The sequence below is a fragment of the Erythrobacter sp. AP23 genome, assembly GCF_001542855.1.
Taxonomy (GTDB): domain Bacteria; phylum Pseudomonadota; class Alphaproteobacteria; order Sphingomonadales; family Sphingomonadaceae; genus Qipengyuania.
In genome coordinates, this window is the sequence record NZ_LNBY01000018.1 from 391,092 (window position 1) to 404,786 (window position 13,695).

Sequence of the window (13,695 nt, forward strand, 5' to 3'; positions counted from 1 at the left end):
AACCGTAACCCGGTCCGTATGCGGCCGCGTGACCCCTTGCACGACTGCGCCTGTCGCAGCTCGTGTGCTCCGTCTCGTGCATGGTATGCGTAGCAATAGGCTGCGCACCAAAACTGCAATGTCGGAGCTGGAACCGGCGGGGAGGCGTTAGCCGCGCACCGCTGGCCTTGGGCCAGAGGTAATGGGTCGAATCGGCTTTGCCAAGTCTTTTATCGCAAGATAAGCGCGCGCGGTCGCCCGCCGAGGTCTCGATGCATACTGACCGCGAAGCCCGATTCGCGCGCTATGCCCGCGACCGCCTCCTGCTGGGTCGCGCCAATCTCGAGCACCGCCACGCCGCCAGGCAAAAGAAGCTTGCCAAGCTGCGGAATAATCGCGCGATAGTCGTCAAGCCCCTCGGGTCCGGCGAACAGGGCGGAGGCGGGTTCGTAATCGCGAACGTCGGGCTCGAGCTGTGCATCGGTCTCGACATAGGGCGGATTGCACAGGATGAGGTCGAATTGGCCGAGATCATCGCACCAACCCGCTTCGTGCCAGCTGGCTTTGTGGAAATGCGCGCGATCAGCGAGGCCGAGCCGGGCGGCATTGGCGGCCGCCACCACGAGCGCGCCCTCCGAAGCATCCATCCCCATGCCGCTTGCCTGGGGACGCCGGTCGAGAAAGGCGAGCAACAACGCGCCCGAGCCGGTACCCATGTCGAGCACCCGCGCATCGGATCTCGCCGTATCGAGCGCGGCCTGAACGATCGTCTCGCTGTCACCGCGCGGGATCAGCGTGTCGGGCGTGACCGTGAACGCAAGCCCGAAAAACTCCTGCTCGCCGATGATATGCGCGATCGGTTCACGCGCGGCGCGGCGCTCGACCAGTTGGGCGAAATGCGCGGGTGCGGGATCGCGCATATGGCGCAAGAGCATGTCCGAGCGCGATGAGCCGAGCGCATGCGCCATCAGCAGCTCGGCATCGAGGCGGGCGGTGTCGGAGGTTTCAGACAAGCGCCCGGCCGCCTGCCTGAGAGCATTGCCGACATCGATTCCCGCGTTCATTCACTCATCGCCGCGAGCCGCTTGGCCTCGTCCTCGGCGATCAGCGCATCGACCAGTTCGCTCAAGCCAGGCCCGGCGATGATCTCGGGCAGTTTATGCAGCGTCAGGCCGATCCGGTGATCGGTCACGCGTCCTTGCGGGAAATTGTAGGTGCGGATGCGTTCGGAACGGTCGCCGCTGCCGACCATGGCCTTGCGCGCCTCGGCTTCGGCGCCCTGCGCTTCGTCGCGCGATTTCTCGTATAGCCGCGCGCGCAGCACCTGCATCGCCTTCTCACGGTTCTTGTGCTGGCTGCGCCCGTCCTGGCAGGTCACCACCAATCCTGTCGGCAGGTGGGTGATGCGGATGGCGCTGTCGGTGGTATTGACGTGCTGGCCGCCCGCCCCGCTGGCGCGATAGGTGTCGATCTTGAGATCGGTCGCATCGATCTGGACGTCGACCTCGTCGGGCTCGGGCAGCACCGCCACGGTAGCGGCCGAAGTATGGATGCGCCCGCCGCTCTCGGTCTCGGGCACGCGCTGGACGCGGTGGACGCCGCTTTCGAACTTGAGCTTCGCGAAAACACCGCTGCCGGTAACATTGGCGACCACTTCCTTGAAGCCGCCGACTTCGCTCGGACTCATCGAAACCGGCTCGACCTTCCAGCCCTGCTCGGCGGCGAAGCGCTCGTACATGCGGTAGAGATCGCCGGCGAACAGCGCCGCCTCGTCGCCTCCGGTACCCGCGCGAATTTCGAGCATGGCGGGTTTCGCATCGGCGCTGTCGCGCGGGAGCATGGCGATCGCCAATTCGCGCTCTGCCTCGGGCAGACGTCGGCGCAGCTCGGCCAGCTCTTCCTCGGCCATGGCCTTCATTTCGGGATCGGCGAGCATGTCCTCCAGCTCCGCGATTTCCTCGCGCGCGGCCTTCACCTCGGCGGCGACCTTGGCCACCGGTTCGAGTTCGGCATAGTCGCGGCTCGCCTTGACGAATTCGTCGCCCTCGAGCGTGCCCGAGGCCATCCGCGCCTCGAGCTCGGCGAAGCGATGGGCGATCTGGTCGAGGCGTTCGGCAGGGATGGTCATGCGTGCGTCGGGTGGCGGATGGGTGACAAAGGTGACAGGGTGTCAACTTCGATTTTTAGCCTAACCCTTTCTTTCTCAATGATAAATCTACGAATATCTCGGGGTGACACCCGGGTGGGAGAGCCCCGGCGGGGGCGGTTGTTCGGCATTCGCCCGCCCCTTAACCCCTGACCGGGGGGTAGGAAAGCCTTTCGCTCTCTCCCCTTATCCCGGCCGCCGAGTGAGGACCAACATTCCCCTTACGTCATCCCGGACTTGATCCGGCATCGAGCTTTCCTTCCGGCGCGCCAGCCGAAGCACCGGCCCCGGATCAAGTCCGGGGCCACGGAATTCATCGGTTCACTTCGGTCCACCGGTCGGCGAAGATCTTACTCGCATCCGCTTCCCGACCATATCCCGTGCCAGCGACCGTCAGCGTCTGTGTGCGCTGCCCATCCCTGATGTCGAAGGAAATCAGGATCGCGGGCTGTGCCTTGCGAGCCTTGTCGAACCGCTTGCGTGGGCTTCCCGTAGCGAAGAGTTCCGCATTGAAGCCGCGCCGCCGAAAGATGGAGACCATTTCCGCAGCATCACCTTCCCGCTCCACATTCTCGGCAGCGATGGCGATTTCCAACTTTTCCGTGCCCTTCCCCTCGCACAGCATCGCCAGCCGCTCGATTCCCGCGGCCCAGCCGACCGCAGGTGTGGGTGCACCGCCGAGGCTTTCCATCAGGCCGTCATAGCGCCCGCCGCCGAGGATGGTGCTCTGGCTGCCAAGCTTGCCTGCGGCTTCGCTGCCCTCGGCGGGGATGAATTCGAAGGCGGTGTGACGGTAATAGTCGAGGCCGCGCACGAGACTTTCGGCGCGGGTCCACTTTACGCCTGCTGCATCGAGGCCGCCGGTGACCGTGTCGAAGAAGGCGCGCGCCTCGTCCGACAGGAAATCGTCGATCTTCGGCGCGTCGGCGACGAAGCGCCGGTCGCGGCGATCCTTGGAATCGAGAATGCGCAACGGGTTCTTCTCGAGCCGCTCCTGCGAATCCTCGGATAGCTCATCCTTCACCGCACGAAAATGCTCGACCAGCGCCGCGCGCCAGGCTTCGCGGCTGCCGCCGTCGCCCAGCGTGTTGAGATGCAGCGTCACGCCCTCGATGCCCAGTTCCTTCAGCAACTGGTCGGCCATCGCGAGCAGTTCGACATCGGCCTGCGGCTCGCCCGCGCCGATGATTTCGGCATCGATCTGGTGGAACTGGCGATAGCGGCCCTTCTGCGGACGCTCGTAGCGGAACAGCGGCCCATGCGTCGCGACCTTCAGGGGCGCATGCTGTTGCCAGCCGTTCGAAAGATAGGCCCGCGCAATCCCGGCGGTGAATTCGGGACGCAGCGTCAGGCTTTCGCCGCCGCGGTCGTCGAAGGAGTACATTTCCTTGCTGACGACATCGGTCGTCTCTCCGATCGCGCGGCTGAACACTTCGGTCTTCTCGAACACGGGCATTTCGACACGGCGAAAGCGATAGAGCCTGCGCACGCGCTCGAAGGTTTCGACCACGAATGCGAAAGCTTCGGCATCGGCGCCGAAAATATCCTGCGTGCCACGGATGGCTTGGGGTGTTTTTGCCATGGGCGCGCGCTTAGGCGAGGAAGGCTGTTGCCGCAATATACACGGGGGGCTAGAGGCCGCGCGAAGTCTTTCTGGGGAGAGGGGCCGAACGCAACGAGAGAACCACGCAATGCGCATCGACAAGATTCCCACCGGCGACAATCCGCCCGAGAGCCTCAACGTCATCATCGAAGTGCCGACCGGCGGCGAGCCGGTGAAATATGAGTTCGACAAGGACTCCGGTGCGCTCTTCGTCGATCGTATTCTGCACACGCCGATGCGTTACCCGGCCAATTACGGCTTCGTCCCGCACACGCTTTCGCCCGATGGCGACCCGCTCGACGCGCTGGTCATCGCCCGTTCGCCCTTCATCGCCGGCTGCGTGGTGCGTGCCCGCCCGATCGGCGTGCTAAACCTCGAGGACGAGCACGGCGGCGACGAAAAGCTCGTCTGCGTGCCGATCGATTCCACCTTCCCCTACTATTCGGACGTCGGCGAAACCAAGGACCTGCCGAGCATCATCTTCCAGCAGATCGAGCACTTCTTCACCCACTACAAGGATCTGGAAAAGGAAAAGTGGGTGCGCATCGGCAATTGGGGCGATGCCGCCGAAGCCAAGCGCATCGTGCTCGAATCGATCGAGCGCTACAACGACGGGAAGTAAGCGCTATTCGACCGGACGCGAGCGGTCGAGCAGGTCCTTGTCCTGCTCGTCCCCGCCGCGGCGGCGCTCCTGCTCCACCATCTCGCCGATCTCGTCGGCCGGGCGGACATCCTCGTCCCCCTCGGTAACCGTTATGTCCGGAATCGCCGGGCGCGAAGGCGCGGGCGATGCCGGCTGCCCCTCGCCCGCAGGCGCCATCGGGATGGTTGCCGAACGCGGATCGAAACGCAGGCGGTAGATCGGCTCGGGCAAGGCAAATCCGGCGTCCTCGAGCGCCGTCTTCACCGCCGCGATGGCGCGGGTCCTGGCCTTGAAGTAATCCGCCTCGCGCTGGTCGAGCCAGCCGAGGAATTTGAGCACGATATTCGAATCGCCAACCTGCTCGATCCGCGCTTCGGGCGGCGGGTCGTCGAGCACGAACGGCAGATCGCGCAGAGTTTCGCGCCCCAGCTTCGAAGCAGCATTGGGATCGTCATCGGCATCCACGCCGAGGTCGAAATCGAAGCGCCGCTGCGGATTGCGCGTGTAGTTGAGGATCACCGCCTTGAAGACCTGCCCGTTGGGAATGCGCAGGTGGTTCCCGTCGAGCGTCATCAGCACGGTCGCGCGGCTGGTCAGGCGGATGACACGGCCTTCGAGGTCGTCGATCACCACATGGTCGTTGGCGCGGAAGGGCTGGCGCAGGCTGAGCATCAGCGAGGCGACGTAGTTCTCGATCGTGTCGCGCATGGCGAAACCGAGCGCGATGCCGATGACGCCCGCACCGCCGAGAACCGCGCCGAGCAGAGCGGTCGCCCCGACCATATCGAGCGCGATGACCAGGCCGAGGACGGTGAAACCGAAGCGAATCGCGCTGGCGATCAGTTCGGCAAGAAAGCCATTGGGCGCAACACGGTTCCACAGCCGGCCGAACCCGGCGATCGCATAGCCGGCAAGCGCGATGACGAGCCACACGCCCAGCGCGGCGGCGATGAGCGGCAAGGCGCGGATCAGCGATTCCCAGCGCTCGCCGAGCACCGAAATCCCGGCGCTGTCGGCGGACACCGACAGATCGCGTTCGAGCCCGTTCTCGACCGTTACGACGCCCGCAACCCGGTTCACGATCGCCTCGGCCCTGTCGACATCCTCGGCCTTGGGGACGGTGCCCGAAAGCGAGACCACACCCTCGCTCACCGCGACCTCCACGCCCCCAAAGGCCGGCAGTTCGGCAAAGATGCCGGCGATACGCTCGGCAATCTGTTCGTCCGCGCCCGCTTCCTGCGTCGCCGCGATCGTCTGGACCGGAGCGGGCGTCTCGACCGGTTCGGCGGGCGCTTCGAGCTGTGCGGCCAGCGGCATCGCCCAGGCGAGGGCGAGGATGGCGAGCAGGCGTCTCACTGCCCCGCCACCGACATGCCGTCGATACGGAAGGTTGGCACGTCGATCCCGCGCACCAGCTCCAGGTCGTTCGCCGGGACGAGCGCGCGAAACATGTCCGGCAGCTTGCCGGCGATGGTGATCTCGGCCACCGGCTCGGCCAGCTCGCCCTTGCGGATGCGCAAACCGCTCGCCCCGCGGCTGTAATCGCCGGTGACGAGATTGACGCCCTGGCCGAACAGGTCGGTGACAAACACGCCGTCCTCGATATCGCCGATAAGGTCGGCCACGCTTTGCGAACCGGCTTTCATATAGACGTTACTTGCAGCGACGCCGGGCGATCCGCCGCCACCCCGGCTGGCATGGCCCGTTAGCCCGAGACCGAGCTGCGCGGCGCTGGCGACATTGGTCAGCCAGCCGGTGACATGCCCGGCCTCAACCAGAGCGCGGGGGAGTGTTGCCACGCCTTCGCCATCGTAATTCCGCGAACGCAGGCCGCGCAGGCGGTGCGGGTCCTCGACAATGTCCACGCCACTGTCGAATAGCTGGTCACCTTCGCGCCCGATCAGAAAGCTCGCCTTGCGTGCGATCGAGGGGGCCGCCATCGCACCGAGCAAATGGCCGAGCACACCGGAACCGACCCGCGGGTCGAACACCACCGGCATCGTGCAAGACGGGATGGATCCGGGGCCGACCTTGCGTACGGCGCGCTCGCCCGCCTCGCGCCCGATCTCGGCGGGGTCGGGCAAATCGCTCCGGTGGCGCTGCGTGCGATAGGCATAGTCGGTCTGCTTGTCCGCGCCCTCGCCCGCGACGACACTGGCCGAAAGCGTAAACGAGCTGCCCGCGTGGCCGCGCGCGAAGCCGTTGGTCGTGACCAGCGCGAAAACCGAGCGCGAACCCGATGCGCTGCCGCCGTTCGAATTGGTCACCCCGTCGATCGCCCGCGCCGCGCTTTCGGTGGCGAGCGCTGCTTCGCGCAGATCTTCCGGCGAAGGCTCGGCCGCGTCGGTCAGGTCGAGATCGGCGGCTTCGCCTGCGAACAGGGCATCTTGGGGAGCAAGTCCGCCATAGGGGTCTTCCGGCGCCAGCCTGGCCATCTCGACCGCACGCTGCGCCAGCGTTCTCAAGCCTTCGGGAGCGAAGTCGCTGGTGTTGATCGAGGCGGAACGCCGGCCGACGAAGACCCGCAGGCCGATTTCCTCGCTTTCGGACCGTTCGACCTCTTCGAGTGCGCCGAGCCTCACGCTTACGCTTTTCGAGGAAGAGGCCCGTGCGACCGCATCGGCCGCGTCGGCGCCCGCCTTTCGGGCGAGCTCGACCAGATCCTGGCAGCGCGCGAGGGCTGCGTCGTGGTCGATCATGGGCGAATGCCGGTCTGTGTCATCATTCGCGCGAGGTAGGCGCGGGGCGCGATACTGGCAACCGCCGGGAAAGTCAGCCGAAGATGATGTTGAAGAAAGCGGTCAGGCTGAATGGCAGGCCGATCGCCAGCAGCCACAGCAGCAATTGGTCGCGGCGGAAGGAGGGCTTGAGAGCCTCATCCGCGGCCTCTTCGTCGCCGAGGCCGACCCAGCGCCGCTCGAACCAGCGGCAGGCGGGAATGATGCCGGCGACCAGAACCACGAGGGCAAGATAGGGTAGGATCGAGGAAGAGCCCTGTTTCATGGCATGGACGGTCACGAAAATTTGCAGGCCGGTATAGACGAGCAGCGCAAGCGCGACATTGTCGCTCATGGCCTTGCGCCAATCGCGTTTGCGTTCGGGGGCATGCTCGCCCGAGAAATCGTTTTCGTGGAGCGCCTTGTTCACTGCGTCTCTCCCTTTATGCCCTACCCGAATCGCATTGTTTCAAAAATGCTGCCAACTGGCAAGCAATCCTGCGCGTTCGAGACATGGACGCCCCGCTTTGGCACTGCGCGCTCCCCGATACTTTTCGGCCCCGGCGTCCATGCACGAATCCTGCCAATTCGTCGAAAAAGGCTCGCTGATGGGTTCCCACCATCGGTTCGCATGCTATGTCGCGCCCCATGGCCGATATCGGATTAAGCTCGGACAATGCCGCGGTGCACGACGCCGCCCCGCCCATTCCGCAGGGCGGTCTCGAAGTGATCTCGATCGCCAAGAGCTACGACAAACGGGCGGTGCTGACCGATATTTCGCTGACGGTCGGCAAGGGCGAGGTACTGGGCCTGCTGGGCCCGAACGGGGCGGGCAAGACCACCTGCTTCTATTCGATCATGGGGCTGGTACGCCCGGATGCGGGCCGCATCCTGATGGATGGTGACGACGTCACCAATCTGCCGATGTATCGCAGGGCGATCCTGGGGCTCGGCTATCTGCCGCAGGAAACCAGCATCTTTCGCGGCATGACGGTCGAGCAAAACATCGATTGCGTGCTCGAAATGGTCGAACCCGACGCGGAGACCCGCGAGAAGGAGCTCGAACGCCTGCTCGACGAATTCGGCCTCGCGCGCCTGCGCGCCAGCCCGGCGATGGCGCTGTCGGGCGGTGAACGGCGCCGCTGCGAGATTGCCCGCGCGCTCGCGGCCAAGCCGTCGATCATGCTGCTCGACGAGCCCTTCGCGGGGATAGATCCGCTGTCGATCAGCGATATCCGCGATCTGGTGAAGGACCTCAAGACGCGCGGCATCGGCGTGCTGATCACCGATCACAATGTGCGCGAAACGCTGGAGATCGTAGATCGCGCCTGCATCATCTATGGCGGCCAGGTGCTGTTCGCCGGCACGCCCGAGGCGCTGGTAGCGGACGAAAACGTGCGCCGACTCTATCTGGGCGAGAGCTTCACGCTGTGATGTGCTGGCCCAACCGGAGCTGATCAATGGCGCTTAGTCCGAGGCTGGACCTTCGCCAGACCCAGTCGCTGGTGATGACGCCGCAGCTCCAGCAGGCGATCAAGCTGCTGGCGCTGTCCAATCTCGAAATCGAAACCTTCGTCTCCGAAGCGCTCGAATCCAATCCCCTGCTGGAAATGGGCGAGGTCCGGCGCGAGGCGGGAGACGAGACGGCGCCCGAACCGCAGGAACCCGACAGCGCGACCGATATGGGCGGCGAAAACGCGCTCGACGTCGCGGATCACGCGCTCGATCCGGAAGCGGCGCCGGGCGACATGGGCGATTGGAGCCGCGGAGATATCGGGTCTGCGGGCGGTGGCGAACTTCCCGACCTCGAAAACCGCTCTGCGGGCGGGCCGACGCTCGCCGAGCACCTGACCGAGCAGGTCGGTGCCGCCGCCCATGATGCGCGCGAGGCGCTGATCGCGGTACGGATCATCGGCGAGCTGGACGAGGCTGGCTACCTGCCGACCGATCTGCGGGTGATCGCCGAGGAGCTTGGCGTCCCGCTGGCGGAAGTCGAACGGGCGCTTGCCACTGTCCAGTCGCTCGATCCCACCGGCGTCGGGGCGCGTAGCCTCGCCGAGTGTCTCGCGCTGCAGGCCAGGGAAGCCGATCGCTACGATCCGTGCATGGCGCGGCTGATCGACAATCTGGATCTCGTGGTCAAAGGCGACATCGCCCGGCTGAAACGCATGTGCGAAGTCGACGACGAGGATTTCGCCGATATGCTCGCCGAATTGCGCGGCTACGATCCCAAACCGGGCCTGGCCTTCGGCGGCGGCGCGGAATCGGCGATCGTGCCCGACGTGCTGATCACGCCGAGCGCGGAAGGCTGGGACATCCGGCTGAACGAGGCGAGCCTCCCGCGCCTCGTCGTCAATCGCGAATATTATCTCGAACTGAAAGGCGGCGCGCGCGACAAGGCCTCGCAAAGCTGGCTCAACGAACAGCTGGGCGAAGCCGACTGGCTGATCCGCGCGCTCGACCAGCGGCAGAAGACGATCCTCAAGACGGCGTCCGAAATCGTAAAGAAACAGGAAGGCTTCTTTCGCGAAGGGGTTACCGCGATGCGCCCGCTGACCTTGCGCGAAGTGGCCGAGCAGATCGAAATGCACGAGAGCACGGTCAGCCGTGTGACCAGCAACAAATACCTGTCATGCCCGCGCGGCACCTTCGAACTGAAGTATTTCTTCTCCAGCGGGGTCGCCGCCGCCGATGGCGAGGGCGCCAGCAGCGAGGCGATCAAGGCGCGGATCAAGGCGCTGTGCGATGCGGAGGATCCCAAGAAGGTACTGTCCGACCAGAAGCTTGCAGACATGCTCAACGAGGAAGGGTTCGACCTCGCCCGGCGCACGGTCGCCAAATATCGCGAGGCGATCGGGATCGGTTCGAGCGCGCAGCGTCGACGCGAAAAGAAGCTTCAAGCCCTGTGAGTCTTTTCTGGCACGATCAAAAAAGTTAACGCCTTTTACCCCGCGTTAACCTTTTCCGTTCAGATGTGATGTGGTTAATACATGGCAACACCTCTTTCCGAGGAGTTACCGCGAGACACTAGGGGCCAAACAGGGGACTTCCCATGCGTGTACTGCTTATCGAAGACGAGCCGACAACCGCCAAGGCCATCGAGCTCATGCTCACGACGGAAGGTTTCAACGTCTATTCGACCGACCTCGGCGAGGAAGGCTTGGACCTCGGCAAGCTGTACGATTACGATATCATCCTGCTCGACCTGAATCTGCCCGACATGCATGGCTACGACGTGCTCAAGAAGCTGCGCGTCGCGAAAGTCCAGACCCCTGTCCTGATCCTCTCGGGAATCGCCGAGATGGACAGCAAGATCCGCAGCTTCGGCTTCGGCGCCGACGACTACGTCACCAAGCCCTTCCACCGCGAGGAACTGGTCGCCCGCATTCACGCCGTCGTGCGCCGTTCGAAAGGCCACAGCCAGTCGATCATCCGCACCGGCAAGCTGGCCGTGAACCTCGATGCCAAGACCGTCGAGGTCGATGGCGCGCGCGTTCATCTTACCGGCAAGGAATATGCGATGCTCGAGCTGCTGTCCTTGCGCAAGGGCACTACGCTGACCAAGGAAATGTTCCTCAACCACCTCTATGGCGGAATGGACGAACCCGAACTCAAGATCATCGACGTCTTCATCTGCAAGCTGCGCAAGAAGCTGAGCCACGCTTGCGACGGCGAAAACTACATCGAGACCGTGTGGGGCCGCGGCTATGTGCTGCGCGACCCGAACGAAGAGGCGGAAGCCGCCTGACGCATCATTGCTGGACGGGATAGCGAGAGACGCCCGGCGCTTCGGCTGCCGGGCGTTTTTCTATTGGCTCCCGCCCAGCTGCGCCAAATCGAGCCCGCTGGGTTCCTGGAAGATCCGCAGGCCGAATTCCGGCAAGATCGCCAGCATATGGTCGAATATGTCGGCCTGGATCGCTTCGTATTCGCTCCACACGACCGTGTCGGTGAAACAATAGATTTCGAGCGGGAGGCCCTGCGGACCCGGCGGGAGCTGGCGCACCAACAGGGTGAAACCCCTGCTTGCGATCCGCGGATGGCTCTTGAGATAGGCGATCACATAGGCGCGCAGCGTACCGATATTGGTGATGCGCCGGGCGTTGATCGCGTCGCAATCGCCGGACAGCTCGTGGCGGTTCCACTCGGCGATCTCCTCTTGCTTTCGCGCCAGGTAATCGTCGAGCAGGCGGAATCGCTTGAGTTTGGCGACTTCTTCATCGCCCAGGAACCGGACCGAGTTCTGATCGATCACCAGCGCACGTTTGATCCGCCGCCCACCGCTTTCGCTCATGCCGCGCCAATTGCGATAGGCATCGGATATCAGCTTGTGCGTCGGGATGGTGGTGATCGTCTTGTCGAAATTCTGCACCTTGACCGTGTGCAGCGCGATATCGACCACGTCGCCATCGGCGTCCATGCTGGGCATTTCGATCCAGTCGCCCACCCGCAACATGTCGTTGCTGGTCAATTGCACGCTGGCGACGAGGCTGAGGATCGTATCCTTGAATACCAGCAACAACACCGCCGCCATCGCGCCGAGCCCCGAAAGCAGCAGCAGCGGCGACTGTTCGATCAGCACCGCGATCATCAGGATTGCCGCGCCGCAGAAGACCACGATCTTGACGACCTGGACATAGCCCTTGATCGGTCGGCTGCGCGCTTCGGGCCTGCGCGAATAGAGCTCGTTCGCGTAATTGAGCCCCCAGCTGATCGCCATTGCCACCGACAGCACGATCAGCGCGCGCACGACGTTGACAGTGACCGTTACGATCTCGAGCGGAAGGTTCGGTACCAGGGCAATACCGCGCGAAACGATCAGCAACGGGATCACGGTGGCGAGCCAGGCCATCGCCCGGTCCGCCGTATCGCTGCGCTTGTCGAGATAGGGCGCGGCGGCGCGGAGCAGCACGCGCTTGATCAGCCAGTTCACCGCCAGTGCCAGCAGCGCCAGCCCGGCCAAGGCGATCAACGACTGGAGCCACAGCGCGAGGTCGGAATAATCGTCGAGAAGTCTTTGCATGCCTGGCGGCCTAGCCGCTCGCCCAAGGGCGCTTCAACCCCGCAATCGGGGAGAGATTTTCTATCTCGCCCGGCTGCGCGAATCGCAGTACATGCCGCCGGTATCAACAGCGAAAGGCCCACCCCCGCTCATGGAGGTGTTCGGTTTCGATCTGGGGCCGATCGTCCCCTTCATCCTGATCGGTTTTGCAGCTCAGATGGTCGATGGCGCGCTGGGCATGGCCTTCGGCGTCATCACCAACACGCTGATGGTCGGCCTGCTCGGTGTGCCCCCCGCCCTCGCCTCGCAACGCGTGCACCTGGTCGAGTGCTTCACAACCGCGACCTCGGGCATCAGCCATCTGCTGAGCGGCAATATCGACAAGAGCCTGTTTGTCCGGCTGCTGATCCCCGGCGTGATCGGGGGGCTGGTCGGCAGTTATCTGATCACTGCTGTCGATGGCGACGCGATAAAGCCCTATGTGCTCGTCTACCTTGCGGCCATCGGGGTATGGCTGCTCTTCCGCGGCCTGCTCTATCCGCCCAAACTGCGCGAGGCGAAGCATGTCGCACCGCTGGGCCTGATCGGAGGCTTCCTCGATTCGGCCGGTGGCGGAGGCTGGGGGCCTGTCGTCACTTCCAACCTGCTCGTCCAAGGTGCCGAGCCGCGCAAGGTCGTGGGAACGGTCAACTCGGTCGAATTCTTCCTGACGCTCTCCATCTCGGCCAGCTTCGCCTATCATCTGGGCGTATCGCACATCGCCGGACCGACACTGGGCCTGATCGTCGGCGGGATCGCCGCAGCGCCCTTCGGCGCACTGGCGGCGAAGCACTTCAGCCCCAAGCTGATGCTGATCCTCGTCGGCATCGCGCTGAGCGTTACCAGCGCATACGGTATCTGGACGGCATGGGGATGATGGCGCTACGGCGCGCCGCATGTCAGCATTCAAGGAAGGCGATCCGACTACGCTCAACCGGCTCTACGGCCGCAGCCAGGGCAAGCCGCTGCGCGCCGCGCAGCAGGAACTCGTCGACAGGCTGTTGCCGCAGATTTCTGTGCCCGCCGATGGGCCGGTAACGTCGGAGGCGCTGTTCGGCTTCGACCGGCCCTTGCATTTCGAAATCGGTTTCGGCGGCGGCGAGCATCTGGCCGAGCGCGCCAACCTGCTCCCCGATCACGGCTTCATCGGCGCCGAACCCTTCGTCAACGGCGTAGCGCAGGCGCTGACGCATGTGCGCGACCGCACGCTGGCCAATGTCCGCATCCATCACGGCGATGCGCTGGAGGTGCTGCGTCGCGTGCCCGACGGCGCTTTGACCATGCTCTACCTCCTCCACCCCGATCCGTGGCCCAAAAACAAACACGCCAAGCGCCGCATGATGAACGACGGTCCGGTTCAGATGTTCGCCGACAAGCTCAAGCCCGGCGGCGAATTCCGCTTCGGCACCGATCATCCCGTATACCTGCGCCACGCCTTGATGGTGATGCGCCGCTTCACCGACGAATTCGAATGGCTCGTCGATGGCCCGAAGAGCTGGCAGAACCGCCCCTCTGGCTGGCCCGAAACGCGCTACGAACACAAGGCGCGCACGGTCTACGGCCACG

At 64.4% G+C, this 13,695-nt stretch carries 13 protein-coding genes; 6 read left to right on the forward strand and 7 right to left on the reverse strand.

The genetic code is table 11. The annotated features are described in order from the left end of the window. Positions 1 to 209: 209 nt before the first annotated feature. The 3 genes from prmC to hisS form a co-directional block, all read right to left on the reverse strand. Positions 210 to 1,043 (reverse strand): peptide chain release factor N(5)-glutamine methyltransferase, encoded by an 834-nt coding sequence (prmC, locus tag ASS64_RS14770; protein ID WP_067696128.1) that lies wholly within the window; start codon positions 1,041 to 1,043, stop codon positions 210 to 212. Then, on the reverse strand, positions 1,040 to 2,107 hold the full coding sequence (prfA, locus tag ASS64_RS14775) for a peptide chain release factor 1 (protein ID WP_067696130.1): 1,068 nt from the start codon (positions 2,105 to 2,107) through the stop codon (positions 1,040 to 1,042). The genes prmC and prfA overlap by 4 nt, the downstream gene beginning before the upstream one ends. 331 nt (positions 2,108 to 2,438) lie before the next feature. Further along, the gene (gene hisS / locus ASS64_RS14780) at positions 2,439 to 3,707 is read right to left on the reverse strand and encodes a histidine--tRNA ligase (protein ID WP_083508404.1); all 1,269 of its coding nucleotides are present in this window, start codon (positions 3,705 to 3,707) and stop codon (positions 2,439 to 2,441) included. A 109-nt stretch (positions 3,708 to 3,816) separates the two neighbouring features. On the opposite strand from hisS, the gene ppa reads away from it, so the two are divergent. Then, positions 3,817 to 4,350, forward strand: coding sequence for an inorganic diphosphatase (gene ppa, locus ASS64_RS14785; RefSeq protein ID WP_067696136.1), 534 nt, complete (start codon positions 3,817 to 3,819; stop codon positions 4,348 to 4,350). A 3-nt stretch (positions 4,351 to 4,353) separates the two neighbouring features. On the opposite strand, the gene ASS64_RS14790 is transcribed toward ppa, so the two are convergent. The 3 genes from ASS64_RS14790 to ASS64_RS14800 all read right to left on the reverse strand — a co-directional run bounded on the left by ASS64_RS14790 (position 4,354) and on the right by ASS64_RS14800 (position 7,518). Next, positions 4,354 to 5,727 (reverse strand): mechanosensitive ion channel family protein, encoded by a 1,374-nt coding sequence (locus ASS64_RS14790; RefSeq protein WP_234002413.1) that lies wholly within the window; start codon positions 5,725 to 5,727, stop codon positions 4,354 to 4,356. Next, positions 5,724 to 7,070, reverse strand: coding sequence for a TldD/PmbA family protein (locus tag ASS64_RS14795; RefSeq protein ID WP_067696139.1), 1,347 nt, complete (start codon positions 7,068 to 7,070; stop codon positions 5,724 to 5,726). The genes ASS64_RS14790 and ASS64_RS14795 overlap by 4 nt, the downstream gene beginning before the upstream one ends. Before the next feature lie 73 nt (positions 7,071 to 7,143). Next, the gene (locus tag ASS64_RS14800; RefSeq protein WP_067696142.1) at positions 7,144 to 7,518 is read right to left on the reverse strand and encodes a hypothetical protein; all 375 of its coding nucleotides are present in this window, start codon (positions 7,516 to 7,518) and stop codon (positions 7,144 to 7,146) included. A gap of 206 nt (positions 7,519 to 7,724) precedes the next feature. On the opposite strand from ASS64_RS14800, the gene lptB reads away from it, so the two are divergent. The 3 genes from lptB (at position 7,725) to ctrA (ending at position 10,836) form a co-directional block, all read left to right on the forward strand. Continuing rightward, positions 7,725 to 8,522 (forward strand): LPS export ABC transporter ATP-binding protein, encoded by a 798-nt coding sequence (gene lptB, locus ASS64_RS14805; RefSeq protein ID WP_369815378.1) that lies wholly within the window; start codon positions 7,725 to 7,727, stop codon positions 8,520 to 8,522. 26 nt (positions 8,523 to 8,548) lie between these two features. After that, positions 8,549 to 9,997, forward strand: a complete 1,449-nt coding sequence (gene rpoN, locus ASS64_RS14810) for an RNA polymerase factor sigma-54 (RefSeq protein WP_067696147.1) — start codon at positions 8,549 to 8,551, stop codon at positions 9,995 to 9,997. A 143-nt stretch (positions 9,998 to 10,140) separates the two neighbouring features. Then, positions 10,141 to 10,836, forward strand: coding sequence for a response regulator transcription factor CtrA (gene ctrA / locus ASS64_RS14815; RefSeq protein WP_067696150.1), 696 nt, complete (start codon positions 10,141 to 10,143; stop codon positions 10,834 to 10,836). 60 nt (positions 10,837 to 10,896) lie between these two features. On the opposite strand, the gene ASS64_RS14820 is transcribed toward ctrA, so the two are convergent. Then, the gene (locus tag ASS64_RS14820) at positions 10,897 to 12,111 is read right to left on the reverse strand and encodes a mechanosensitive ion channel family protein (RefSeq protein ID WP_067696153.1); all 1,215 of its coding nucleotides are present in this window, start codon (positions 12,109 to 12,111) and stop codon (positions 10,897 to 10,899) included. A gap of 130 nt (positions 12,112 to 12,241) precedes the next feature. On the opposite strand from ASS64_RS14820, the gene ASS64_RS14825 reads away from it, so the two are divergent. Further along, complete coding sequence (locus tag ASS64_RS14825; protein WP_067696156.1) at positions 12,242 to 13,006, forward strand: sulfite exporter TauE/SafE family protein; 765 nt, start codon at positions 12,242 to 12,244, stop codon at positions 13,004 to 13,006. Positions 13,007 to 13,025: 19 nt separating this feature from the next. Beyond that, the coding region (locus ASS64_RS14830; protein ID WP_067696158.1) for a tRNA (guanosine(46)-N(7))-methyltransferase TrmB at positions 13,026 to 13,695 on the forward strand (670 nt) is incomplete at its 3' end.

Excerpts from the sequence above, each read along its gene's own strand:
- prmC (WP_067696128.1), bottom strand. The coding sequence starts at position 1,043 with ATGAACGCGGGAATCGATGTCGGCAATGCTCTCAGGCAGGCGGCCGGG.
- prfA (WP_067696130.1), bottom strand. The coding sequence starts at position 2,107 with ATGACCATCCCTGCCGAACGCCTCGACCAGATCGCCCATCGCTTCGCC.
- hisS (WP_083508404.1), bottom strand. The coding sequence starts at position 3,707 with ATGGCAAAAACACCCCAAGCCATCCGTGGCACGCAGGATATTTTCGGC.
- ppa (WP_067696136.1), top strand. The coding sequence starts at position 3,817 with ATGCGCATCGACAAGATTCCCACCGGCGACAATCCGCCCGAGAGCCTC.
- ASS64_RS14795 (WP_067696139.1), bottom strand. The coding sequence starts at position 7,070 with ATGATCGACCACGACGCAGCCCTCGCGCGCTGCCAGGATCTGGTCGAG.
- lptB (WP_369815378.1), top strand. The coding sequence starts at position 7,725 with ATGTCGCGCCCCATGGCCGATATCGGATTAAGCTCGGACAATGCCGCG.
- rpoN (WP_067696147.1), top strand. The coding sequence starts at position 8,549 with ATGGCGCTTAGTCCGAGGCTGGACCTTCGCCAGACCCAGTCGCTGGTG.
- ctrA (WP_067696150.1), top strand. The coding sequence starts at position 10,141 with ATGCGTGTACTGCTTATCGAAGACGAGCCGACAACCGCCAAGGCCATC.
- ASS64_RS14820 (WP_067696153.1), bottom strand. The coding sequence starts at position 12,111 with ATGCAAAGACTTCTCGACGATTATTCCGACCTCGCGCTGTGGCTCCAG.
- ASS64_RS14825 (WP_067696156.1), top strand. The coding sequence starts at position 12,242 with ATGGAGGTGTTCGGTTTCGATCTGGGGCCGATCGTCCCCTTCATCCTG.